At 41.5% G+C, this 24,145-nt stretch carries 27 protein-coding genes; 12 read left to right on the forward strand and 15 right to left on the reverse strand.

All coding sequences use genetic code 11. The features are described 5' to 3' along the window. Positions 1 to 151: 151 nt before the first annotated feature. From PHY84_RS07570 to PHY84_RS07585, 4 genes are all read left to right on the forward strand, one after another. On the forward strand, positions 152 to 2,146 hold the full coding sequence (locus PHY84_RS07570; RefSeq protein WP_299858776.1) for a TonB-dependent receptor: 1,995 nt from the start codon (positions 152 to 154) through the stop codon (positions 2,144 to 2,146). 309 nt (positions 2,147 to 2,455) lie between these two features. After that, positions 2,456 to 3,517 (forward strand): flavodoxin-dependent (E)-4-hydroxy-3-methylbut-2-enyl-diphosphate synthase, encoded by a 1,062-nt coding sequence (gene ispG, locus PHY84_RS07575; RefSeq protein WP_299858777.1) that lies wholly within the window; start codon positions 2,456 to 2,458, stop codon positions 3,515 to 3,517. Continuing rightward, on the forward strand, positions 3,517 to 4,968 hold the full coding sequence (locus tag PHY84_RS07580; RefSeq protein ID WP_299858778.1) for a replicative DNA helicase: 1,452 nt from the start codon (positions 3,517 to 3,519) through the stop codon (positions 4,966 to 4,968). Before ispG ends, PHY84_RS07580 begins: the two co-directional genes overlap by 1 nt. Next, positions 4,969 to 6,237 carry a ComEC/Rec2 family competence protein gene (locus tag PHY84_RS07585; RefSeq protein ID WP_299858779.1) on the forward strand — a complete coding sequence of 423 codons (1,269 nt, stop codon included), beginning with the start codon at positions 4,969 to 4,971 and terminating at the stop codon, positions 6,235 to 6,237. On the opposite strand, the gene PHY84_RS07590 is transcribed toward PHY84_RS07585, so the two are convergent. From PHY84_RS07590 to PHY84_RS07610, 5 genes are read right to left on the reverse strand one after another with little or no spacing between them, the layout of a single operon-like run. Beyond that, complete coding sequence (locus tag PHY84_RS07590) at positions 6,178 to 7,002, reverse strand: YihY family inner membrane protein (protein ID WP_299858780.1); 825 nt, start codon at positions 7,000 to 7,002, stop codon at positions 6,178 to 6,180. The two genes, PHY84_RS07585 and PHY84_RS07590, sit on opposite strands and share 60 nt — an antisense overlap. Then, entirely contained in the window at positions 6,999 to 7,178 is a 180-nt protein-coding gene (locus PHY84_RS07595; RefSeq protein ID WP_299858781.1) for a HepT-like ribonuclease domain-containing protein, read from the reverse strand. Before PHY84_RS07595 ends, PHY84_RS07590 begins: the two co-directional genes overlap by 4 nt. Next, positions 7,175 to 7,489 carry a nucleotidyltransferase domain-containing protein gene (locus PHY84_RS07600; protein WP_299858782.1) on the reverse strand — a complete coding sequence of 105 codons (315 nt, stop codon included), beginning with the start codon at positions 7,487 to 7,489 and terminating at the stop codon, positions 7,175 to 7,177. The genes PHY84_RS07595 and PHY84_RS07600 overlap by 4 nt, the downstream gene beginning before the upstream one ends. 9 nt (positions 7,490 to 7,498) lie before the next feature. Next, positions 7,499 to 8,884, reverse strand: a complete 1,386-nt coding sequence (locus PHY84_RS07605; protein ID WP_299858783.1) for an FAD-linked oxidase C-terminal domain-containing protein — start codon at positions 8,882 to 8,884, stop codon at positions 7,499 to 7,501. Next, positions 8,853 to 9,686, reverse strand: coding sequence for a plasminogen-binding N-terminal domain-containing protein (locus PHY84_RS07610; RefSeq protein ID WP_299858784.1), 834 nt, complete (start codon positions 9,684 to 9,686; stop codon positions 8,853 to 8,855). Before PHY84_RS07610 ends, PHY84_RS07605 begins: the two co-directional genes overlap by 32 nt. A 103-nt stretch (positions 9,687 to 9,789) precedes the next feature. On the opposite strand from PHY84_RS07610, the gene PHY84_RS07615 reads away from it, so the two are divergent. After that, positions 9,790 to 10,995: a peptidoglycan DD-metalloendopeptidase family protein gene (locus PHY84_RS07615; RefSeq protein WP_299858785.1), complete on the forward strand. Its 1,206-nt coding sequence runs from the start codon at positions 9,790 to 9,792 to the stop codon at positions 10,993 to 10,995. Here the strand turns inward: PHY84_RS07615 and PHY84_RS07620 are convergent. The 5 genes from PHY84_RS07620 to PHY84_RS07640 all read right to left on the reverse strand — a co-directional run bounded on the left by PHY84_RS07620 (position 10,992) and on the right by PHY84_RS07640 (position 14,415). Then, positions 10,992 to 12,857 (reverse strand): primosomal protein N', encoded by a 1,866-nt coding sequence (locus PHY84_RS07620; protein WP_299858787.1) that lies wholly within the window; start codon positions 12,855 to 12,857, stop codon positions 10,992 to 10,994. The genes PHY84_RS07615 and PHY84_RS07620 overlap by 4 nt on opposite strands. Before the next feature lie 18 nt (positions 12,858 to 12,875). After that, positions 12,876 to 13,145, reverse strand: coding sequence for a type II toxin-antitoxin system mRNA interferase toxin, RelE/StbE family (locus PHY84_RS07625; RefSeq protein WP_299858788.1), 270 nt, complete (start codon positions 13,143 to 13,145; stop codon positions 12,876 to 12,878). Beyond that, a complete protein-coding gene (locus PHY84_RS07630; RefSeq protein WP_299858789.1) occupies positions 13,138 to 13,374 on the reverse strand; it encodes a CopG family transcriptional regulator in 237 nt (78 codons plus the stop codon). Before PHY84_RS07630 ends, PHY84_RS07625 begins: the two co-directional genes overlap by 8 nt. Positions 13,375 to 13,474: 100 nt before the next feature. Continuing rightward, positions 13,475 to 13,903 (reverse strand): type II secretion system protein, encoded by a 429-nt coding sequence (locus tag PHY84_RS07635; protein WP_299858790.1) that lies wholly within the window; start codon positions 13,901 to 13,903, stop codon positions 13,475 to 13,477. Positions 13,904 to 14,001: 98 nt separating this feature from the next. Then, complete coding sequence (locus tag PHY84_RS07640) at positions 14,002 to 14,415, reverse strand: type II secretion system protein (RefSeq protein ID WP_299858791.1); 414 nt, start codon at positions 14,413 to 14,415, stop codon at positions 14,002 to 14,004. Positions 14,416 to 14,667: 252 nt separating this feature from the next. On the opposite strand from PHY84_RS07640, the gene flgB reads away from it, so the two are divergent. The 4 genes from flgB to PHY84_RS07660 are packed head-to-tail and all read left to right on the forward strand — an operon-like array spanning position 14,668 to position 17,747. Further along, positions 14,668 to 15,099 carry a flagellar basal body rod protein FlgB gene (gene flgB / locus PHY84_RS07645; protein WP_299858792.1) on the forward strand — a complete coding sequence of 144 codons (432 nt, stop codon included), beginning with the start codon at positions 14,668 to 14,670 and terminating at the stop codon, positions 15,097 to 15,099. Between the two features lie 13 nt (positions 15,100 to 15,112). Then, on the forward strand, positions 15,113 to 15,607 hold the full coding sequence (gene flgC / locus PHY84_RS07650) for a flagellar basal body rod protein FlgC (RefSeq protein WP_299858793.1): 495 nt from the start codon (positions 15,113 to 15,115) through the stop codon (positions 15,605 to 15,607). Positions 15,608 to 15,623: 16 nt separating this feature from the next. Next, the gene (gene fliE / locus PHY84_RS07655; protein WP_299858794.1) at positions 15,624 to 15,923 is read left to right on the forward strand and encodes a flagellar hook-basal body complex protein FliE; all 300 of its coding nucleotides are present in this window, start codon (positions 15,624 to 15,626) and stop codon (positions 15,921 to 15,923) included. Between the two features lie 33 nt (positions 15,924 to 15,956). After that, the gene (locus tag PHY84_RS07660; protein ID WP_299858795.1) at positions 15,957 to 17,747 is read left to right on the forward strand and encodes a penicillin-binding protein 2; all 1,791 of its coding nucleotides are present in this window, start codon (positions 15,957 to 15,959) and stop codon (positions 17,745 to 17,747) included. Here the strand turns inward: PHY84_RS07660 and panC are convergent. Continuing rightward, the gene (panC, locus tag PHY84_RS07665; protein WP_299858796.1) at positions 17,694 to 18,515 is read right to left on the reverse strand and encodes a pantoate--beta-alanine ligase; all 822 of its coding nucleotides are present in this window, start codon (positions 18,513 to 18,515) and stop codon (positions 17,694 to 17,696) included. The genes PHY84_RS07660 and panC overlap by 54 nt on opposite strands. Positions 18,516 to 18,569: 54 nt before the next feature. On the opposite strand from panC, the gene prfB reads away from it, so the two are divergent. Next, on the forward strand, positions 18,570 to 19,667 hold the full coding sequence (prfB, locus tag PHY84_RS07670; RefSeq protein WP_299858797.1) for a peptide chain release factor 2: 1,098 nt from the start codon (positions 18,570 to 18,572) through the stop codon (positions 19,665 to 19,667). Here the strand turns inward: prfB and PHY84_RS07675 are convergent. Further along, positions 19,645 to 19,980: a hypothetical protein gene (locus PHY84_RS07675; protein WP_299858798.1), complete on the reverse strand. Its 336-nt coding sequence runs from the start codon at positions 19,978 to 19,980 to the stop codon at positions 19,645 to 19,647. The genes prfB and PHY84_RS07675 overlap by 23 nt on opposite strands. Positions 19,981 to 20,009: 29 nt before the next feature. Between PHY84_RS07675 and PHY84_RS07680 the strand changes: the two genes are divergently transcribed. Together PHY84_RS07680 and PHY84_RS07685 are read left to right on the forward strand one after the other, a co-directional pair. Beyond that, complete coding sequence (locus tag PHY84_RS07680; RefSeq protein WP_299858799.1) at positions 20,010 to 20,723, forward strand: arginyltransferase; 714 nt, start codon at positions 20,010 to 20,012, stop codon at positions 20,721 to 20,723. A gap of 13 nt (positions 20,724 to 20,736) precedes the next feature. Continuing rightward, complete coding sequence (locus PHY84_RS07685) at positions 20,737 to 20,967, forward strand: hypothetical protein (RefSeq protein ID WP_299858800.1); 231 nt, start codon at positions 20,737 to 20,739, stop codon at positions 20,965 to 20,967. A gap of 68 nt (positions 20,968 to 21,035) precedes the next feature. On the opposite strand, the gene fusA is transcribed toward PHY84_RS07685, so the two are convergent. The 3 genes from fusA to rpsL all read right to left on the reverse strand — a co-directional run bounded on the left by fusA (position 21,036) and on the right by rpsL (position 24,112). Then, on the reverse strand, positions 21,036 to 23,126 hold the full coding sequence (gene fusA, locus PHY84_RS07690) for an elongation factor G (protein ID WP_299858801.1): 2,091 nt from the start codon (positions 23,124 to 23,126) through the stop codon (positions 21,036 to 21,038). 11 nt (positions 23,127 to 23,137) lie between these two features. Beyond that, the gene (gene rpsG / locus PHY84_RS07695) at positions 23,138 to 23,605 is read right to left on the reverse strand and encodes a 30S ribosomal protein S7 (RefSeq protein ID WP_299858802.1); all 468 of its coding nucleotides are present in this window, start codon (positions 23,603 to 23,605) and stop codon (positions 23,138 to 23,140) included. A 126-nt stretch (positions 23,606 to 23,731) separates the two neighbouring features. After that, complete coding sequence (rpsL, locus tag PHY84_RS07700; protein ID WP_299858803.1) at positions 23,732 to 24,112, reverse strand: 30S ribosomal protein S12; 381 nt, start codon at positions 24,110 to 24,112, stop codon at positions 23,732 to 23,734. Positions 24,113 to 24,145: the final 33 nt, after the last annotated feature.

A 24,145-nucleotide genomic window follows, 5' to 3' on the forward strand; every position in this document is an offset into this window, starting at 1 on the left:
TTAAGAAAATTGAGTTAATTAGAGCAAAACAACGCGAAAGCAAAATGAGAATGATTTTTTTAAAGTAAAAAATAGCTACAATGAAAAATTAGCTACTTGGTGGGGATTGAATTTGCAAGTGGCTCTAATTTTAAAAATTAAGGTTAATTATATGATAAGCAAAAAAATCATTCCTTTATCGTTAGTAACGGTAGCAGTTTTAGGGGCAAATGAAGTTACGCTTCCAAATGTCAATGTCGAATCGACTACGATTACAGAAGTAAGCCAAAACGCACAACTCTCGGCGGATTTGGCACAAGCACTCAGCTCTAGCGTGCCGAGCATCGATATGAACCGCCGAAGCGGCATCGCAAACGACATCTATATCCGTGGGCAAAAAAGAGACAATATCTCTGTAAATGTTGACGGCACGAAAGTTTGCGGCGCATGTGTAAACAGAATGGATCCGCCGACTTCACATATCGTTACAAACCAGATTGACACAATCGAGGTAATTGAAGGACCTTACGATGTTGAAAACTTTGGCACACTAAGCGGCGGACTTAAAATCACTACAAAAAAACCATCGATAAAGCCTCAAGGAGAACTTAACTTTGGAATGGGAAGCTGGGGATACAAAAAGATAGGAGTAAGCGGAAGCGGTGGCACAGAGCGCATCCGTGCACTTATCAGCGCATCTTACGAGACAAGCAATCAGTATGAAGATGGGGATGGAAACACACTTGCAGAACAAGTCGATAATGCCATTGCAAACGGAAGCGCTCCTTCTTCAGCAGCTTACCAAACACAATATCATGACGTTGATTCATATACCAAAAAAAGTATCATGACAAAACTTTTCATTGAAACACTGCAAAACCAAGAGCTTCGCCTTAGCTACACGGGCAACAGAAGCGATGATGTTCTCTACGCAAACTCAAAGATGGACGCAGCGTATGATGACTCAAACATCTACAGCATTGAGTACAACATCGACGATGTGACAAAAGAGTACAAAAACATCAACATTCAGTACTACTACTCCGACGTTGACCATCCGATGGATACAAAATACAGAATATCAGGCGCTACAAGCTACAGCACGAACCATCTTAAAACTTCCATGCAGGGTGTGAAGCTTAAGAACAGTTTTGAGGTAGAAAGTTATAAATTTTTGCTCGGGCTTGATGGAAGCAAAAGAACATGGGAGGGTGAAAAATACAGTACAAACGCAACTACCGGTGTTGTAACTCCGATGGGTGTTAGCTTAACCCACACCCAAACAGACAACAAAGCCATATTTGCAAAAGCAGAGAAGAGTTTTGGTGACCTAAAAATCCAAACAGGTGCGAGATTTGACACAACAGAGATAGATCCGGACGATATAACAAAAAATGAAAACGATTACACAGCTTTAAGTGCAAATGTATTGGCAACATACTCTTTGGATGCTAAAAACAGCATCTTTTTAGGCTTTGGCTCTTCTGCACGTGTTCCTGATGCAAGAGAACTCTATCCTGTTGTTGATAACATCACAGGAAATCAAAATCTCAAACAGACAAAAAACAGAGAGATAGACCTTGGATATGAGACAAAACAAGACAGTTTTACTTTCAAAGCAAAAACTTTTTACTCTATGCTTGAAGACTATATCTACCTTAAACATACAACGCCAACTGCTTACACCTTTGAAAACATAGACGGTACCGTCTATGGTGTAGAGCTGAGCGGCTCTTACTTTGTAACGGATGCCATGACAGTTGATGCAAGCGCTTCTTACAAAAGAGGTAAAAAAGCATCTACATCAACACAAAGCGACAGAGACCTCGCAGACATGGCTCCGCTAAGAGGAAAAGTGGCGCTCAACTATGAGTATATGAGAGACTCTATAGCAACTTTGGAGATGCAAGCATCTGACAGATGGGACAACATAGACAGCAACAGCGGCGAACAAGAACTAAGCGGATGGAGCGTCTATAACGCAAAAGTAAAACATACACTTAGCAAAAGTGCAGATATAACAGTCGGTGTCAACAACCTTTTTGACACAACATACATCCAAAGCAACTCCTATGTTGACTTGATTTTACTAAACTCAAGCGGTACGACAATGCTTCTTAATGAACCGGGAAGATACTTCTATACAAACGTTAATTTCAAGTTCTAAAAGCCTTGCAGCCTGACTTTGCGTCAGGTGTATTGACTTATTGATTTTAAATCATTATACTTTCTTTGCTAATACAATTTTCTTCATGTGAACTATGGAGCGATAAATGAAGGTCGGGGGAGTAATTAACCTTCGGCCTTTTTTTTTGTCCTCCAAGTTCACATTTTGAAGGGGTTCTTTATGGATAAGCTTGTATTAGCATTGCTGCTTATGTGCATCTTCGCACCGTTACTTAGGTAACGCCAAGGGGTTTTTACCCCTTGCCCCCGTAAAAGCATTTTTTTATACCAATCTGGCTAAAATCTCCTTATGATAAAAAGATACCCAACCAAAAAAATATTTGTCGGCAGTGTTGCAGTTGGCGGTGATGCGCCCATAAGCGTGCAGTCTATGACATTTTCAAAAACTGCCGATGTGGCGAGTACGGTGGAGCAGATAAAACGCCTCCATTTTGCGGGGTGTGACATTGTGCGAGTCGCCGTTCCGGAGATGGAAGATGCACTCGCACTCAAATCCATCAAAGAGCAAATCTCACTTCCCCTTGTAGCAGATATCCACTTTAACCACCGTCTAGCGCTTGTAGCAGCGGAAGTGGTTGACTGCATACGCATAAACCCCGGAAATATCGGTTCAAAAGAGCGTGTCAAAGAGGTAGTCAAGGCGTGTCAAGCACGCAACATCCCTATCCGTATCGGGGTTAATGCCGGAAGTTTGGAAAAAGAGTTTTTAAACAAACACGGACAGACTTCAGAGGGGATGGTAGCTTCTGCGGAGTACAACATCAAGTTTTTAGAAGATTTGGGGTTTGATAACCTCAAAATCTCTCTCAAAGCGAGTGATGTTCAAAGAACGGTTGATGCCTACAGAATGCTTCGTCCAAAAAACAGCTACCCTTTTCATCTGGGCGTTACGGAAGCGGGAACTCGTTTTCACGCAACCGTAAAAAGCGCTATCGGTCTTGGCGCACTTCTGCTTGATGGTATCGGCGATACGATGCGAGTGAGCATCACCGGAGAGCTTGAAGAGGAGATAAAAGTTGCCCGTGCCATCCTCAAAGACAGCGGTGCGGCAAAAGACGGGCTTAACATCATCTCATGCCCTACTTGCGGGCGTATTGAGGCGGATTTGGTAAGTGCGGTGGGAGAGATAGAGGAGAGAACGGCGCACATCAAAGCACCGCTCAATGTCTCTGTTATGGGGTGTGTCGTCAACGCTATCGGCGAGGCGGCGCATGCGGATGTTGCCATTGCCTATGGTAAAGGAAAAGGACTTGTAATGGTCAAAGGCGAAGTAGTTGCAAATCTCGATGAGAGCGAACTTGTCGATAGATTTGTCAGCGAAGTCGAAAAAATGGCAAAAGAGTTGAACTAATGCAAGAAAATCTTTACAATCTCGCTTTTGAGCGAAGCATTTTAAGCTCTATCATCTTTGAGCCAAGCCAGTTTGACGAGCTAAGTTCACAACTCAAAAAAGATGATTTTTACCTCCCTGCACATCAAGATATCTTTCATGCCATGACGCTTCTTTTACAAAAAGAACAGCCTATAGATGAAGAGTTTATCAAAAAAGAACTTATCCGCATGAAGAAGTTTGATGAGGGCGTGATGCTTGAAATCCTCTCCGCAAACCCTATCTCCAACACAAAAGCCTATGTCGATGAGATAAAAGACAAATCACTCAAACGCCACCTTCTAACCCTCACAACAGAGATAAAAAGAGTAACGGTTGAAGAGGAACTGCCAAGTGCGGATGTTATCGACATAGTTGAGAGAAAACTCTATGAGATAACCCAAAACAGCCAAACAAGCGACTTTAAAGACTCTCCAAAGATGACTTTTGACACCATGGAGTACATCAAAGAGATGAAAGCCCGCGGCAACAGCGTTTTAGTCGGCGTGGACACGGGTTTTCATGAACTCAACAAGATGACGACGGGTTTTGGCAAAGGGGATTTGGTTATCGTGGCGGCTAGGCCTGCGATGGGGAAAACGTCCTTTATACTAAACACCGTCAACAACCTTATTGTTCAAGGCAAAGGGGTGGCATTTTTCTCGCTTGAGATGCCCGCAGAGCAGTTGATGCTCAGGCTTTTGTCTATCCAAACTTCCATACCGCTTCAAAAACTGCGTGTCGGAGATATGAACGATGAGCAGTGGAGTTCACTAAACGGAGCGATTGACAGGATGAACGGCGCAAAACTCTATGTTGATGATACGGGAAGCATCAACATAAACCAGCTCCGCTCCAAACTGCGCAAACTAAAAAACCAACATCCCGAAATTGAGATAGCCGTTATCGACTACTTGCAGATTATGCAGGGGATTGGAAGTCAAGAGAGACACTTGCAGGTCTCAGATATTTCTCGTGGACTTAAGATGCTTGCCCGTGAGCTAAATATGCCTATCGTCGCACTATCTCAGCTCAACCGTGGACTTGAGAGCAGAAACGACAAACGCCCGATGCTTAGCGACATCCGTGAATCCGGTTCTATCGAGCAGGATGCAGATATTATCCTTTTTGTTTACCGTGACGATGTTTACCTCTACAAAGAGGAAAAAGAGCGTGAAAAAGCGGCAAAAGCAGAGGGCAAAGAGTTTACTCCGACCTATATTGAGCGTGATGAAGAAGATGCGGAGATTATCATCGGCAAGCAGAGAAACGGTCCGACAGGACATGTGAAGCTTATCTTCCACAAAAAACTGACCCGTTTTGTTGATGCAACGCCGCATATCCGCTCCATTGAAACCGTCTTTGAAAATGTGGACACCCGTTCCGCAAACATCAGCTTTGGCAACGACACCATCTCAATGCCTCCTCTGTAGATGCTAGAGAGGGTTTCGCTTTTTAACTCATGGCGTGACATCTCTCTTTTTCTTTTTGCTTCCTTTTTTATCCTTTTTCTCTCCCTTTTTTTTGAGTACCGCAACTACAAAGAGTTTACCCGTTTTGACTCGGCACTCGTTGATGCCACCGTACTAAAGCAGTATGAGAAGCAAAACGGCAAAAGAACATACCAAGTGCTTAAACTCAAAAACAGTGACGGTATCACATTTTATACAACCGCAAAAAAATCGCTTCAAGATATGAAAAACAGCCGCCTAAAAATGGAGATTTGGGCAAAAGAACTTACCTTTTTTAACTACCTCAACTCCTTTTATGCCTTTAGCAAAATCATCTCCATAGAGGAGAACAACACCACAAAAGAGAAGGTCAACGCTTTTATCGCCTCTGCACACGAAGATGCCTTGATGGGCAATATCTATCAAGCGCTCTACACTGCCGAGGAAGTGGACCAAAAGACGCAAACCGCATTTTCCAACCTCGGTGTATCGCATATCGTTGCTATCAGCGGGTTTCATCTTAGCATCTTAAGTGCGCTGCTCTACTTTTTACTAAAACCTCTCTATGGTTTTGCGCAAGAGCGGTTTTTTCCTTACAGAAACTCAAAAATGGACATATTTGCAGTCGTTGCGGTTGTTCTTTTTGCCTATACGCTTTTTTTGGATGCACCGCCCTCGCTTGTACGCTCTTTTGCCATGTTTTTGGTAGGATTTTTTCTTTACGACAGAGGCATCAAAATCATCTCCATGCAGACACTTTTTGTTACCATCATACTTTTGCTTGCGTTTTTCCCGCGCCTTGCATTTTCTCTTGGTTTTTGGCTCTCCGCCGGCGGGGTTTTTTATATATTTTTATTTTTGATTCACTTCAAAAATCTCAACTTTTTTTGGCAAATGGTGGGCATCTCCGTACTTGTTTATCTCTACATGCTCCCTGTTTCGCTCTACATTTTTCAAAACTTCAGTATCTATCATCCCTCTTCCATCATCCTCTCCATGCTTTTTACGCCGTTTTACCCACTTAGCATATTGGCGCATTTGGTAGGATTTGGCGATTTTTGCGACCCTTTTTTACTTTGGCTTATGGAGCTTGGAGAAAACGGAACAAAAGTAGAACTTGCTCTCTACATCTTTTTACTCCACATAGCACTCTCTTTCGTCGCCATTTACAGCAAAATGGCGATGTGGGGATTAACCTTTTTCAGTACCCTTGTTTTCATATACGCTATGTATCAAGTGGCAGAGTTTTAACCCGTAGATAAAGATAATCCACGACGCATAAATCCATAAAAAAAGAAACATAAGGATAGAAAAAGAGCCGTACATCGTCTCGTACGCCTTGTTGTAAAAAACATAGTAGATAAAGAGATTTTTGGCGATACTAAAGACAACCGAAGCGGCAAATGAGCTTATAAATGAAGCTTTGGCATTAACCTTTACATTTGGCGCTATCTGAAACACAAGAAAAAAGAGCGCCCAGAGGATAAGATAAGGAACATAAGGGAGGATATTTATCTCAGCGGTATATTGACTGCTTGCCATCAGATTTGCCACATACCCCGTGATATAAAAAGAGACCCCAAGCCCAATGGGTGTGAGTGTAAGAAGCGTCCAAAAAGTAGTTACGCTTTCCCAAACTCCACGCACCTTTGCATGAAAAATTTTGTTTGCAATGTACTCAAAGTTTTGAAAAAAGAGAAGCGATGAGACGATAACCGCCGCAAAACTTACCGTGCTCATCTCAACCGAGTTTTGTAAAAACCCGTTGATATGCTCCATCACCGCCTCAGAGTTGACAGGCATAATGTTAGAGAAGATAAAATCACGCAACTTCTCATAGTACTGGGCAAAATTTGGCAATGATGTAAAGAGAGTAAGCGTAATCAAAAGAAGCGGCACAAGCGTAAAGATAGTATAAAAACTAAGGCTTGCCGCATAAAAAGCAAGGTCTTTATCTAAAAAGAGAGTAAAAAGTAACTTTACCTTCTCGTAGAGTTTTTTGCCCTCTATCATCATAATTTTAGGAGTTGTTCTTTTAGCTTAGGTATATGAACTCTAAGCACTATCTCTAAAATTTCATCATCCACGCTATCATAATCATGTGCTATAAAATTTCGAACAGCATTTAAACCCTTGAGGTCATTTTTATCTATTTGAGAGAGGAGTTCAAACTCATTTATTCTCTCTTTCATACCAAAATCTCCTCATTTTTTAGACTTTGCTGTATCAAGCTATTTTTACTGTTTGATGGTATAAAATCTATCTTTTTTTTCAGCTCTTTTTGCAGTTCTTCCTTAAATTCCTCTATTTTAAGAAGTTTTGCAAAAGCATTATCTTTAAAAAATCTCTCGTGATCCATCTTGTATGTCAAGTCTATATCACTAAAATCATCCGCATTTCCTCTAGCATAAGAGCCAAAGAGACTTACCACTCTAAAGCCCTCCTCTTGATGCGCTTCATTGAAATTTTTCAAAGCTTTTAGGATATTTTCTCTACTTAACATCACTAACCCTTACGACAATCCCATCTTATAAGGATTCAAGATATTATTAGGGTCAAATGCCATTTTGATAGATTTGAAAAGTGCCATCTCTTCTGGGGTAAATGCCATCTTCATATAAGGTGCTTTTGCAAGTCCTATGCCGTGTTCTCCGCTAAGCGTTCCGCCCAAATCTATAGTTGCCTGAAAAACTTCTTCTATGGCTTGATAAGCGATTTTTACCTGCTCGGGGTCTTTGCCGTCAACCATGACGTTTGTATGCACATTGCCATCACCCGTATGCCCAAAACATGGGATTTTTACATTGTACTTGTCGGCTATGGCATAAAATTTCTCTAAAAGCTCCGGAAGCGCAGAGCGTGGGACTGTAACATCTTCATTAAGCTTTTTGCTTCCATAAACACTTAGTGAAGGAGATGCGTTGCGTCTTGCAAACCAGAGATCAGATGCTTCTTGCTTATCTTTTGCGATTTTAAACTCACTGCATCCGTTCTCTTTAAACACCTTCTCAATTTGTGCAAGCTGAAAGTCCAAATCCTCTTCCAAGTTTCCATCCACATCCGTTACCAAAAGAGCCCCCGCATCCACAGGCAGCCCTTTTTTGTAAGTCTGCTCCACTGCTCGTATGGTAAGGTTGTCCAAAAACTCCATCGCAACAGGCGTGATACCGCTTGCCATTGTTTTATAAACCGCATTCATCGCTTCACTCACGCTAGAAAAGATTCCCATCGCCGTTTTTGTCATCTTTGGTTTTGGGATAAGTTTCAAAGTTATCTCTGTCAAAACCGCCAAAGTTCCCTCGGAAGCTATCAAAATCCCGCTGATATTATACCCCGCCACATCCTTAATGGTGCGTTTACCAGCTTTGATGATATCGCCGTTTGGAAGCACTGCACGAGTAGCCATCACATAATCTTTTGTAATGCCGTACTTTGCCGCACGCATACCGCCGGCATTTTCGCTTACATTGCCGCCGATGCTGGAGTACTCTTGGCTTGCAGGGTCCGGCGGATAAAAAAGCCCCACCTCTTCAACCGCTTTTTGCAGATCCATATTGATAACACCGGGTTGCACAACAGCAACCATGTTTTTCATATCAATCTCTAGGATTTTGTTCATATGGCGTTCCATGGCAAGGACGATTCCCCCGCTGCTTGGAAGTGCCCCGCCCGTAAAACCGCTCCCCGCACCACGAGGAACTATGACGATACGACGCTCATTACAATACTTTAAAATCTTACTTACATCATCTTCATTTCTTGGAAAGATTACCGCATCAGGCTCAAAATGCTCACGTGTCGCATCGTACGAGTAAGCGATAAGATGCGCCTTATCGCTATAGATATTTTCACTTCCTACAATCTGACTAAAATAGTCCAAATCTCTTTTTTCTATCATCTTTCTTTCCTTCAAAATCAAACTCTTTAAGTAAATCTTCAAATCTCTCGCCACCGCTCTTAAGTATCTCATAAAGCCCTTTATGACCGCGGTTTGCTTCTACCATCAGCTCATAATAGTACGGCTCATACTCCTTAAGCTCATTACTTCCCTCTCCCCACCAAGCAGCATCAATCTTTTCAATTCTTGTGTAAAAAGGGAGCTTTATCTCTTTTTGCTCCACTTTAGCATCCGTAATTGCCAAAATCTTAAAGCTCTTTGCATCCAGCGTAAAAACCCTGTTTTGCAAAAATAGAAAAACAAGCCCCACCGAACTCTCGGTACTCATCTGTGAAAAGTCGCTTCTTAATGGTGTCGGGTGTCCATTAAAAGAGAGCAGCGCAGCAAAAAGATCCGGATGTACCCACCCAAGAGCAGAACTCTTTGTGATTCTGTAGTAAATCTCCTCGCTTGGAGCTATCAGAAGTCCTCTGGTGTAGCCAAAAGCCAAAACAACCTCATCGCCAACTTCGACACTCCACTTCCCCTTTGGCAATGAGCCGCTGCTAAGCGCATCATACTCGCCTATGGAGAGTTTTGCTTTTTTTGTACTTGCGTCAAAGCTCTCAACTACAACACTTGCGACAATACTTCTCTTGTCGTTAGCTATTTTATGCACCACAAAACCGCTCACGCCTACATCAATCTTATCAACCTGAATCGTCACTTCGGTTGCACCCTCATTGACGCTTACAACAGGAGATTGTACAACTGCTCCAAAGAGCTGCAACACTGCTAGAACCGATAAAAATAAATACTTCATTTTTTTCACTTTGCAAATAATATAGTGCGATTATAGCAAACAAACCTCACACTAAGGCAAATTTTGTTAAAGTTTTAAAAATTCATAGTTACGGTTTTACAGTATGGTACGATTATTCCTTTTTTTACTTTTGACGATTTCTCTCTATGGCGCACGTGTCGAGACATTTCGTTGGAGTAACGGTGAGACATATCTCTCCTTTTTAGAGAGAAACAAACTCCCGCTCAAACCTCTTTTTTATAGCCTTGATGAAGATGAAAAACAGCTTACAGAAGAGATTATCTCCGGTGTTCACTGCAAAGAGACAAGGGACAAAGACGGCTCTGTTTTGCAAGTTTTCATTCCACTAAATGAAGAGCTGCAAATCCATATCTATAAAAAAAAAGAGGAGTATTTCTTTGAGACTATTCCTATCATAAGCGAAACAAGAACAGAGGCGTTTATTTTAAAAATCCAAAACTCCCCGTATCAAGATATACTTGATGAAACAGGGTCTAAAAAACTTGCTACTATTTTCGTGGAAGGATTTCAAAACTCTCTTAACTTTAGAAAAGACCTCAAAAAAGGGGACACGCTTGTAATGGTTTATGAACAAAAATACCGCTTAGGACAGCCTTTTTCAATGCCTACACTCAAAGCTTCGATGATAGAAGTCCATGGAAAAAACCACTATATCTATTTGGGTGCTGATGAAAGATACTATAACCAAGACGGAAACGAACTTCAAGGCTATTTTTTAGGAATTCCTGTAAAAAACGCAAGAATATCTTCTGAATTTACAAAAAAAAGATTCCATCCCATACTTAAAAAGTATCGTGCCCATTTAGGCGTGGACTATGCAGCAGGACGCGGCACTCCCATATACTCTGCCGGGGATGGAAGGATTTCGTTTATAGGAGATTCGGCAGGATATGGAAAGGTAACCAAGATTCAACATAGCGATGGATATCTCACTCTCTATGCACACCAAAACTCTTTCAAAAAAGGGCTGAGGAGCGGCTCAAATATCAAAAAAGGAGAAGTTATTGGCTATGTAGGAAGCACAGGACTCTCCACAGGACCACATCTTCACTTTGGTCTCTATAAAGATGGCGAAGCCATCGACCCGCTGCGCGTGGTACAAGTCGCAACAAAAAAGATTTCATCCAAAGAGAGAGAAGCCTTTTTCAAACTTAAAGAAAACTACAACAAAGATATAGATTCCCATATCACCAATGAGACAAAATTTGTAAGAGCCTCAATGCCGGAAAATGTCTGCTACTTTTTTGATGAAGATACCAAACATGAGCAATCTTCTCCGGCGGGTTAATTAAACTCTACTGGATCCATATCTATTTCTGCAAGAGCATTTTTACACACACTAACCGCTTTGATAATCTCCGTACTCTTATCTGAGCGTAAAAGTATCTCAAAGCGGTACTTGTCCGCCACTCTCTCAATACCGCACTTTCCAAAGCCGACAATCTCTACGCCTGCAAACGCACGCAAGCACTCCGCCATCTCATGCATCGCCTCTTGCGCCTTCACTCCGTTTTTGTGTGAAAACAGAACTCTGCAAAGCTTTTTGTAGGGCGGATAAAGCTCTTTGCGATACTCTTTTTCTTCTTCTAAAAACGCCTCATAATCTTGCACGAAGGTTTTAAAAAACTCCTCATTAAAGCTCTGCACAAGCACTTTGGCACTCTCTTTGCGCCCGCATCTGCCCGCTACTTGTACAAGTGTGGAGAGTGCTTTTTCTCTTGCTCTATAGTCGCTCATGCCAAGCATATTGTCCATTCCCAAGACCACCGCCAACGCCACACCGTGATAGTCATGCCCCTTGCTGAGCATCTGCGTACCTATGAGGACATCTATCTCTTTGGCATTAAATCGCTCCAACATCTCTTCAAGCTTTTTGGCGGTGGTAATGGTATCTCTGTCAAACTGTTCTACTCTGGCATCACTTATCTGCTCTCGTACCTCTTTGAGCGCTTCTGCCGTCCCTAGTCTGGAACTGACAAGATGCTCACTGCCACACTCTGAGCACTTTTGCGGTATAGCTTGTGCAAAGTTACAGTAATGGCACTTCAAAGAGCGGGTCTTTTGATGCACACTCATCCCCACACTGCAAAAAACACACTTGTATGTATGCCCGCAATCACCGCAAATAAGATACTTAAAGTTCGCACGTGTTGGGAGAAAAAGGATGGACTGCTCTTTTTGCTCCACACTTTTTTGCAAATGCTTAACTACAAGCGGTGAGAGACTTTCCACGCTCCGCTCATAGATAAACTCTTTTTGGGCGTTGAAGTAACCGCCTTTAAGCCTAAAATACGGAAACTTAACATAGCTGGTCAAACTCGGCGTCGCACTTCCAAGCACCACAGGCACATCATAGAGTTTTCCCATATAGATGGCGATATCTCGGGCATTGTAGCGTGGACGGGAAGAGGATTTATAGCTATCGTCATGCTCCTCATCCACCACTATCAGCCCCAAATCCCTAAGCGGCAAAAAGAGAGCCGAGCGCGGACCCGCTACTATCATCGCACTTCCGTCATAGATAGATAAGAGTGCTTTTTTCTTCTGAGACGGCGAGAGTTTAGAGTGCCAAAAAACAACGCTATCGCCAAAGTGAAGCTTGAGCCGTTTACTCATCTGAGGCGTAAGTGAGATTTCCGGCATAAGAAAGATAGAACGCTTTTTTTGCGCAATCATCTCCTCAAAGTACCGCATATAAATTTCTGTTTTACCACTTCCAGTATCGCCAAAAAGCACAGAGACAGGATGTTTTTTCAAAAACGCCAACGCCTCGTTTTGTTTGTCTGAGAGCCGGATGCCAGATTCCAAATCAAGTTTGGAATGACGACTGTCGTCATTCTGAACTTGATTCAGGATCTCCCCACCCCCAAAAGCCACCATTACCCCCAGTGCCTCACCAAGCGAACAAAAGTAGTAAGAAGCCATAAAAATTGCTATTTCAAGCTGCTTTGGCGAATAGTGAAATGAACCTGTCTCTAAAATCTCCAAACACTCAAACGACGGCTCATTACACACCGCCACAACCACACCCTCAACTTCTTTACCACGCATAGCAACGCTTACTTTTGCGCCAACAAGGGTGGTATGCCGACTTTGGTATGTTAAGAGTTCTAGCGGTGAGTTAAGAAGTGCGATGTTATAGTAATTCAAAGGTTTTTGTTCAAATTTTCAATCATAAGCATTTTGTCGATGCTTAAAATCAACCACCACGACTACGACTTTTTCATTCTCTACAAGATAAAAAAGTCTATAGTTTCCGATGCGATAGCGATAGTATTCCTCAAACTCACCTTTGAGTTTTTTGATATTCGTCCCAAAAAATGGATTTCTTTTTAACTGCGGATAAACAACATTGACTATTTTATCGTACTGTTTTTTATCAATTTCATTTTTAATTTTTATAAAAGAGTTAGCTTCTGCAATTAAAAAATCAGACAACTGTATAATCCCCATTTTTTAGCTCAGAAAACCCATTTCTTAGGCTCTTTACTAACTCTTTGTCATTCATAATTTCACTCATTTCATTATCATCTACATATTGAGATGATGAAAGATACTGCATTGTGGCAAATTCTATAAAATTAGAAATATTTCTTCTTTGTCCATCAGCGGCAAGTTTTATCATTTCATAAATGGAATCATCAATCTTCATTGTTAAAGTTTTCATAATTAAGTTCCTTTTGGAATATTATAACTAAAATCTCTAATTATATAAATTGCTAATTTTTAACCTGATATAAAATTGTTGTATCTAGCATAATCTATTTCTAATTGGTAAGTTGATTGCAGTATGTACCGCTTGTACATCCAAAAGAGCCTGTCGTGGCATTATAATCAAATTGCGTAGAAGTTGAGCCAACCCAGTATCTGTAGGAGCCGTTACCGTTTGCTCCATTGTTGTCCCAGTGACCTGAAGTGGAACTTGGCGTCATTGGAGTTATAAGAACTCCGCCAAAAAGCCCGCCGGTGTCCAAGTTTGCGGCAGTTATATAACTTCCGCCGCTGCCCAGCACCACATTTTTTTGTCTGTTGTTTGCTATGGCAGCCCTGATGGTAGCAACATCGCCTTTGCCTTTGGCTATATCCGCCTGTTCTCTCACACCTGCAAATTTTGGGAGTGCCACCGAAGCGAGTATGCCAAGCACCACGATGACAAAGATAAGCTCAATAACGGTAAAAGCGTGGGAGCGTTTCATAGAAGACCTTGCGTAATAATTTTAAAATTATCCTCAGACAACTTTAAAATGATTACCCTCTATATGCATTCCACCTCTGGAGAGGTGGAACGAGGAAATTACCATGTAGTAACAGCACCCGAAGCAGTATCTGAAACCTTCCATCTTGGAGCACTTGTCGCATTGCCATCCATAAAATCCACACCAAATTTCCCACCAGCTGTAGTATTTGCATCAAAAGTACAATCATTCTGATGTGAAAGCTCTTCAGGAATTGTATCAAGTTGCAATAACAACTCCGCTTGAGTATCGCATAATGTAGTAACAAGTCCTGTTCCTATCGTACCACTAATAGACTGAGCCCACAGAGCAGGACCAACAGTTCTATTCAACGTACCAACAAAAGCATCAACTTTACTATTGTGTGCTTGCTCAGAAACACCAATAAACTTCGGCAATGCAACCGCAGCCAAAATACCCAAAATTACGATTACGAAAATCAACTCTATCATAGTAAAACCAGCTCTTTTCATAAGAACTCCTTTTGTAGAAAAATTTGGGTTACACTTATAACCTTAAGAGCTATTATGAAACATAGAAGATTAATTGTTGCTTAATGTGATATTTCTTTTCGTTTTTCTAGTTTTTCTCGTTCCACCTCTCCCGAGGTGTCCTCTCGTCATCCTGAACTTGATTTAGGATCTTTGGTTTGCAAGAAGTCTATTAAATAAAAAATCCATTTTGGAACTATATTTGCTTATGATAGAGAAAAAAGAGGAGTTTTCATGAGCATACAGGTTTCAGCTACGCAAGAACTTGCTGCAAAAGCGCTTGATTATAGGGCTATTCGTCAGGACATGATATCTTCAAATATCGCAAATGCCGATACTCCTTTTTATAGACCTCGTGATATCCGTTTTGAAGATATGCTAGCGCAAGAAAAGGCAAAAGTGCTTGGGACTGGCAGCCCAAAACTTGAGATGGCACAAACAAGCAGTGCGCATTTTGCCCTTCAAGAAGAGCAGAGTACATCCAAGGCAAAGACATTTTTTCGTGATGGACATATGGCGCGCAATGACGGAAACAGTGTCGATTTGGATGTTGAGACTACGGAGATGAGCAAAAACTCTGTTATGTTCAACGCTCTTGTCAATGCGATGAAAAAAGATAGCGGCATCTATAAGAGCGTTATTGATTCATCTTCAAAAATCAGTTAAAGGTTTCATAAGTATGTCAAATTTTTTAAACAGCTTTGATATCAGCGGTTATGGACTCTCTGCACAGCGTGTGCGTGTCAACACCATTTCGCAAAACATCGCCAATGCACACACGACAAGAACGGACGAGGGCGGACCATACAGACGCAAAGAGGTGGTTTTTAAAGCTATCGACTTTAACGAGCAGTTTAACAAAGCCCTTGATGCTATGAGCGAGAGCGCAAAGTATGAAGACCCGCTGAGCGAGGGGGCATACGGCACAAAGGTAAATCCTGCTATAATGAGTGTTATAGTTGACAAAATATCCAGAGACGACAAAGCGCCGCTGATGAAGTTTGAGCCAAACCATCCCGATGCAGATGCAAACGGGTATGTCGCATACCCAAACATTAACCCCGTTATCGAAATGGCCGATTTAGTAGAAGCAACACGGAGTTATCAAGCCAATGTAGCGGCTTTTGAGAGTTCAAAAAACATGGCAAACAGTGCGATTTCACTGTTGCAGTAAATAAAAGAGGAAGAGTATGAGTCCAATTGACGGTATATCGGGCATTTCGTCTGCCGAACTATTAAAACAAAAAAGTGCTGTTGAGAGCAGTGGCGGAGAAGATTTTGCGCAACATCTCAAATCTGCTATTAGCGATGTTAATGATTTGCAGAAAAAAAGTGAAAAAGCACTTGGTGACATGGCAACAGGACAAGTAAAAGATCTGCATCAAGCAGCACTCGCTATAGGAAAAGCAGAAACAAGCATGAAGCTTATGCTTGAGATAAGAAACAAAGCACTCAGTGCTTATAAAGAATTAGGTAGAACTCAGCTATAATCTTTTTTTTAAAAACCAATTTAGCCAAGAAGTATGATTAACCAAAACAAAAGCAAAAAAATAGCCATTCTCTACGCCTTACTAGTTGTTGGTTTTTTGCTTTTTTTAGCAGCGGTACTCGCTACCGTACTCAAATCGCGCGACCTTCCGTCCCTTTACACAAAAAACAGCTCCAAGGCAACACGCGGCTCTATCATCAGTGCGGATGGCTACCGCATTGCAACTACTGTTAAGCTCTACAAAGCCATCGTCAACACACACTATATAGACCCTCTTAAAAAAGAGCTTTTTGTCAAACTTTTTAGTATCTACTCCGAGATAGACGCCAAAGAGATAGAAAAAAAACTCAATACACAAAAAGGGGTGGCAGTTCTTAGCTACAATATCCCGCAAAAGCAGGCACAATACCTCAAACAGCTTGCCTATGAGCTGCGAAGGTTAAAAGTTTTTATGGAGATAAAAAATCCTCTTACAGGCAGAACTTCGCTTCATGGGCTTAGTATTATTGAGAGCGGCGAAAGCAGAGAGTACGCTTATGGCAAACTTCTTACCCCTATTTTGGGCTATCCTCACAAGGTAGAAGAGGATGGATACACACTTATCAAAGGGATAAAGGGGCTAGAGAAAAGATTTGAAAATGAGCTTCAAGCAAAAGAGGATGAGTTAAGCCAAGGGCTAAGAGACGTTAACAGCTACATCATCCTAAACAAAAACAGCTTTACAAAACAAGAGGTAAACGGGCTTGACGTAAAACTTACTATTCCGATTTCTCTTCAGATACGTGTAGAAAATATGCTTGATGAAATGAAAGAGGATTTACGTGCCAAAGAGATTATGGTAAGTGTTATGGAAGCTTCTAGCGGAAAAATTCTCGCCATGGCAAGCTCCAATAGATTTTTGCCAAAAAATATAGAAACCGAGGATTATAAATCACTCAACAGCTCAATGATAGAGTATAGTTTTGAACCTGGAAGCGTTGTAAAAACCGTCACTTTTGCACTTCTGCTTGACAAAGGGCGTGTCAATCCTTATGATATGGTAAATGGGCACGGCGGACGTTATACTATAGGTAAAAAAACAATTACGGATGAACATAAATTTGACCGCTTAAGCGCTGAAGATATTATTGTACACTCCTCAAACGTAGGTATAGCCCAACTTGCTCAAAAACTGACAGGCGGAGAGTTTAACCAAGGGCTTATGGATTTTGGCTTTTCAAAAGCTTCTACGCCTGATTTGGTTTATGAGAGAGTTGGTTCCATACCAAGCACGATGCAGCTAAACAGCGAAATATATAAAGCTACATGTTCATACGGGTATGGCATGCGTGTAAATCTAATGCAGCTTATCCGTGCGTATAGTGTTTTTAATAATAACGGAAGAATTGTTACACCAAAAATCGTTGACACTTTTATCGATAGCCGCAGAAAAGAGATTGCCACACCGTACGAGGAGCAAGCGCAAGTTGTCAGTACTGCGACTGCGCAACGCATAAAAGATATTCTTATAAAAACGGTCAAAGAGGGGACTGGTACAAAGGCACAGACAGAGGGGCTTGAAGTCGGCGGTAAAACAGGAACGGCACATATCGTTGAGGGCGGGAGATATGTTAGCGAGTATAACACGGCTTTTATGGGATTCGCAAACGATATGAAAAATAAATATACTATAGGCGTTATCGTTATCAGACCTAAAAAAAGCCAGTTTGCCGCACAAACGGCAGTGCCTGTCTATAAAAAAATTATTGACTTGCTTGTTGAAGAGGAGTACTTAAAGCCAAATATTGTCGAGCAGCCTAGTCCCCCCAACAACAACCTCCACTAAAATGATAGTATTGCCAAGCTCTACTCTGGAAATTTGAACAAACTCGCGATTAACGATTGCTACGTAAGAGATTTGAAGCGGCGATAAAATCTCTCTCATATTTTCTACTATAGCGTTTGCATCCAAAACTCCTCGCATCACCATTGCAGTCGCACTGCGAAGAGATGTGGCGATTTTGAGTGCTTCTTGCCTCTCTTGTGCATTTAAGTAAGCATTGCGGCTGCTAAGAGCCAAGCCATCTTTTTCTCTTACCGTATCTACTGCAACGATAATTACGTTCATAAAGAGCTGTTTTACCATGAGTGTTATGAGATTGAGCTGTTGCGCATCTTTTTTGCCGAAGTATGCTCTTGTCGGATTTACTATGTTAAGAAGTTTCATAACCACAGTCAAAACACCGTTAAAATGCCCGGGGCGGCTCTCTCCCTCCAAGATATAGCCTCGCACCTTTGGGGCAAGAAGCGAAACCTCATCATTGCCATACATATCCTCTGCCTGCGGCAAAAAGAGCACATCCACTCCGCTAAGTTTGCATATAAGCTTATCTGCTTCATCTTTTTTAGGATACTTATCCAAATCCTCCCCCTTTAAAAACTGTGTAGGATTTAAAAAGATAGAGACAACAACAACCTCATTCTCCTCTTTTGCTCTTAAGATAAGTGCCCTATGACCCTCATGCAAAGCGCCCATCGTCGGAACAAAACCTACAGTTTGTGTCTCGTTTTTAAGGTACTCTTTTAACTCAAAGGGGGTAGATATAATCTTCATTTTAAGCCTTACTTTAATATAATCGCGCAATTATACAACAATGGAATTACATTTATGGACAACTACGAGTACACCGAACTTTTAAAAGATCTTTCAAAAAAAATGAGCAATATTACGGGTGTTGTTGAACCCGACAAACTTGAGACGAGGCTTCAAGAGATAGATGCGCTTGAGAACTCTCAAGATTTTTGGAATGATGCAGAACAAGCCGCAGTCATACAAAAAGAAAAAACCCAGTGCGAACGCAAACTCAAAAAATACAACCTTGCTAAAAACGCCATCAATGACGCAAAAGAGCTTTACGAGATGGCAAAAGCGGAAAATGACGAAGAGCTTATCAATGAGGCGTATGACGGCGCAAGCCATCTTGAAGATTTGATTCGCACCATGGAGATCGAGGTACTGCTTAGCAATGAAACAGACAGCAATAATGCCATCTTGTCTATCCACCCGGGAGCTGGCGGAACAGAATCGCAAGATTGGGCTTCCATGCTTCTTCGCATGTACAAACGCTTTGCGGAGCGACGTGGATGGAGCATAGAAGTACTTGACTATCAAGCGGGAGATGAAGCAGGGATAAAAGATGTCTCTTTGCTTGTCAGCGGCGAAAATGCGTATGGCTACCTTAAAGCAGAAAACGGGATTCATAGACTTGTGCGTATCTCTCCTTTTGACTCCAACGCAAAAAGACACACCTCTTTTACATCTGTTATGGTCTCGCCCGAAGTTGACGACAATATCAACATAGAGATTGAGGATAAAGACATCCGCGTGGACACATACCGCTCAAGCGGCGCAGGTGGGCAACATGTCAACAAAACTGAATCAGCCATCCGAATCACCCATCTTGCCACGGGCGTAGTCGTACAGTGCCAAAACGACAGAAGCCAGCACAAAAACAGAGCAACCGCTATGAAGATGCTCAAGTCTAGGCTTTATGAACTTGAACTTGAAGCACAAAAAGCAGCAGCAGACGGAACCCCAAAGAGCGAAATAGGATGGGGGCATCAAATCAGAAGCTACGTTATGCAGCCATATCAACAGATAAAAGATACAAGAAGCAACATCGCCTACTCAAATGTTGCAGCAATTCTTGACGGAGATATCGACAAAATGATAGAGGATGTGCTTATTTCTCAGAATCGTTCTTAGGAAGAAAACTATAGCCTAAAAAAAGAGCTCCAAAAATCATGGTTATCATGGTTAAATATTGCATTTGTGCTTCTTGGGTATTTTTAAGCTCCTCTACAAATTTAGAGCTTGAGGACTCTTCTTTGTGCTTTGCAGTTGCTCCGCCGCCACGAACACTTGCCTCCATCCGTGCTATATTTGCAGCGGCAATTTCATTTTCACTCATAACTTCTTTAGGCGCACTCCAAAAATATGCCACCATACCCACAAACAGCATGAACGCACCCAATAATCTAAAAATAACTACCTTGTGCTTATAAAATATCTCTTTCATTCTTCTTCTTTTTTTCCTATAATTTTATTATGAATATACTTAAAGAGTTTCAACTAGAAGACAAATGCTCCTACCTTGATGGCAAACATCAGACAACACATTATAAAGCAATTGAGGAGTGTTCCGCCTCTTTTTGTCAAGAGCTTATTGAGCGTGGCTATAGAAGGTTTGGTAAAATCTTTTTCCGCCCTGTTTGCGCTACTTGCACTGAATGCCAAAGCATCAAAATTGATGTGCAAAATTTTCACTTCTCTAAATCTAAAAGGAGAGTGCTACACAAAGCTTTCGACATTAAAAGTTATATCCGCAAACCGTCTCTAAGCAAAGAGCATCTCGAACTTTTTGAAAAATACCACCTTTATATGCAAGAAAAAAAAGGGTGGGAGCACACACCAAAAAGTGCGCAAACTTACTACAGCTCTTTTGTGGATGCACATTACGACTTTGGATATGAAGTTTTATACTATTTGAATGAAAAACTTATCGGAGTGGATCTTATAGACATTTTAGAAGATGGTATCTCGTCTATCTACTTTTACTATGATCCTGACTACTCAAGCTACTCCTTAGGAAGGCTCTCGCTCTACAACCAGATACTTTTTGCACAGCGTTGGAACAAGAGATGGATTTACCTCGGTTACTATGTTCAAGATTGCCCTTCTCTCTCTTATAAATCACACTATACCCCATATCTTACCCTTAAGGGGAGACCAAATTTAGAAGAAGAAGCGATTTGGATTTAGCTATAATTCCATTATGAAAAAGATACTGACAGAAATACTTTACTTTATGGCACTATTGTTGATTCTCGCACTCTTGCAGCATCCCGATTTACTCTCCTCACCTCTTGAGAGAGCAGCTCGTATGACGGAAAAAGGGAATTTTATTCATCCATTTTTATGGACATCGGGCGTTTACTTGGCAGTTGGTCTTGTACGATTGGTAGTAAAATATGCGCTTTACTTAAAGAATAGAAAGAAAAAATAGGAAAGGATTTTATACGGTTTTTTTAAAAGAGAAAGAGATGCTTCCAAAGGTAGCATCTCTAGGCTTGTCTAGCCGTTTCTCTTCTTGATAATCTCTTCAGAAACATTTCTTGGAACTTCTTCATAGTGATGGAACTCCATCGCATATGTTGCTCTTCCTTGTGTCGCTGAACGAAGATCTGTTGAATAGCCAAACATCTCAGCAAGTGGAACGTATGCATCGATAGTTTTGTTTCCGGCTCTGTCACCCATAGCACTTACTTGACCACGGCGACGGTTAAGGTCACCGATAACATCTCCCATATAGTCCTCAGGAACTTCAACTTCAACTTTCATGATTGGCTCTAGTATCGCAGGATTTGCTTTTCTACAACCCTCTTTAAAGCCCATTGAAGCAGCAAGTTTAAATGCCATCTCGTTAGAGTCAACCTCATGGTATGAACCATCATAAAGAGTGATATCCATATCTTCCATCGGGTAGCCCGCAAGAACACCGTTTGCCATAGTCTCGGCACAACCTTTTTCAACCGCAGGAATATACTCTTTTGGAACAACCCCGCCTTTGATTTCGTTATGGAAGACAAAACCTGTACCTGCTTCGCCCGGCTTGATTCTAAGATATACGTGACCGAATGCACCGCGTCCACCGGACTGCTTAGCATACTTGTACTCTTGCTCAACTTCTTTTCTGATAGTTTCACGGTAAGAAACTTGCGGTGCACCAACTTCAGCTTCTACTTTAAACTCTCTTTTCATACGGTCAACGATGATTTCAAGGTGTAGCTCACCCATTCCTGAGATGATTGTTTGACCTGTCTCTTCATCTGTATGAACTCTAAAAGATGGATCCTCAGCAGCAAGTTTTCCAAGAGCTAGTCCCATTTTTTCTTGGTCAGCTTTTGTTTTTGGCTCAACCGCAACAGAGATAACCGGCTCTGGGAATACCATACGCTCTAGGATAACTTTATCATCTTCTGAACAAAGGGTATCTCCCGTAGTTGTGTACTTAAGACCAACAACAGCAGCGATTTCTCCGGCATAAACCTCTTTAACCTCTTCACGCTTGATAGCATGCATCTTCACGATACGACCAATACGCTCTTTTTTGTCTTTTGTAGAGTTGTGAACAAAAGAACCTGCCTCTAATGAACCACGATAAACACGGATAAATGTCAATGTTCCAACAAACGGGTCTGTCATGATTTTAAATGCAAGTGAAGCAAAAGGACCTTTGTCTGTTGATTCAACAACAACTTCTTCATCTTCATCATCCATTTTTGTACCACGGATCGCCGCACACTCAGTCGGTGCAGGAAGGTAAGCAACAACTGCATCAAGAAGAGTTTGAACACCTTTGTTCTTAAATGCAGTACCTGCAGTCATTGGAACGATGTGCATATTGATTGTAGCAGATTTGATTCCATCAACAATCTCTTCTTCCGTAAGCTCTTCGCCCTCTAGGTATTTTTCTGCAAGATGCTCATTACCGTCAACTTCAGAGATAGATTCAATCATCTTTTCACGATACTCGGCAGCTTTGTCAAGCATATCTGCGGGAATCTCTTCTACATGGTAGTTTGAGCCCATAGCAGCATCTTGATCCCATACGATAGCTTTCATCTTTACAAGATCGATAACGCCTGCGAAACGCTCTTCTTCGCCGATTGGCAACTGAATAGGAACCGGATTGCCTTTTAAACGTGTACGGATTTGATCCTCAACCGCATAAAAGTTAGCTCCCGTTCTATCCATTTTATTAACAAATACTATCGATGGTACGCCATAACGATTTCTTTGTCTCCAAACAGTCTCAGATTGTGGCTGAACACCGCCAACTGCACAGAAAACTGAAACAGCACCGTCAAGAACACGCATAGAACGCTCAACTTCGATAGTAAAGTCAACGTGGCCCGGAGTGTCGATAATGTTTATCTGCTTACCGGCCCATTCACAAGTTGTAGCTGCAGAAGTAATCGTGATACCTCTCTCTTGCTCTTGCTCCATCCAGTCCATAGTAGCAGCGCCATCATGAACCTCACCGATTTTATGCTCACGACCTGTATAGAATAAAATTCTCTCAGTCGTTGTAGTTTTACCCGCATCAATGTGAGCAGCAATCCCGATATTTCTTACATCTTCTAATTTATGTGATCTTGCCATAATAATTCCTATTACCAGCGATAGTGAGCAAATGCTTTATTTGCTTCAGCCATACGGTATGTATCCTCTTTTTTCTTGAATGCATTTCCCTTGTCAGATGCTGCATCCATTAACTCGTTTGCCAATCTCTCAGCCATTGTTCTCTCGTTTCTTTTGCGAGAAGCGTCGATTAACCATCTAATAGCTAAAGATAGTTGACGCACCGGGCGTACTTCTACTGGAACTTGATAAGTAGCACCACCAACACGGCGACTTTTTACTTCTATAATAGGCTTAATGTTTTCGATAGCATTGTTAAATATATCAATTCCAACATTGTCGCCACGAGAGCTGATAATATCTAAAGCGCTGTAGATGATTTTTTCAGCTGTACTTTTTTTACCATCATACATTACTTTGTTGATAAACTTTGTCAAAATCTTGCTTCCATAGATTGGGTCTGGCATGATTTCACGAACGGGAGCTTTTCTTCTTCTCATTTGTAATTTTCCTTACTTCAATTTTTTTTAAATTTACTCAAAACATACCACTTAAGGCATATCCTGTGCTCTTTTGCTATTTTGCTTTGCTTCGTATCTTAGGATGAGCAGAGCCAACTTAAGTTATTACTTTTTTGCTTTAGGTCTCTTAGTTCCGTATTTAGAACGAGAAACAGTACGGTTTGCAACACCTGCGGTATCAAGTGCACCACGCACGATATGGTACTTAACACCCGGTAAGTCTTTGATACGACCGCCACGAACAAGAACGATAGAGTGCTCTTGAAGGTTGTGTCCCTCACCCATGATATAAGAGATAACTTCAAAACCAGAAGTTAAACGAACCTTTGCAACTTTTCTTAAAGCCGAGTTAGGTTTTTTAGGTGTTGTCGTATAAACACGAGTACAAACACCGCGACGCTGTGGACATGATACAAGAGCAGGTGATTTTGATTTCTTAACCACTTTTTGACGCTCTTTTCTAATCAATTGATTAATTGTAGGCATACAATTCCTTTACTTAATTTTTCCAGTAGAATT

It is taken from the genome of Sulfurimonas sp. (genome assembly GCF_028694605.1).
Lineage (GTDB): Bacteria > Campylobacterota > Campylobacteria > Campylobacterales > Sulfurimonadaceae > Sulfurimonas.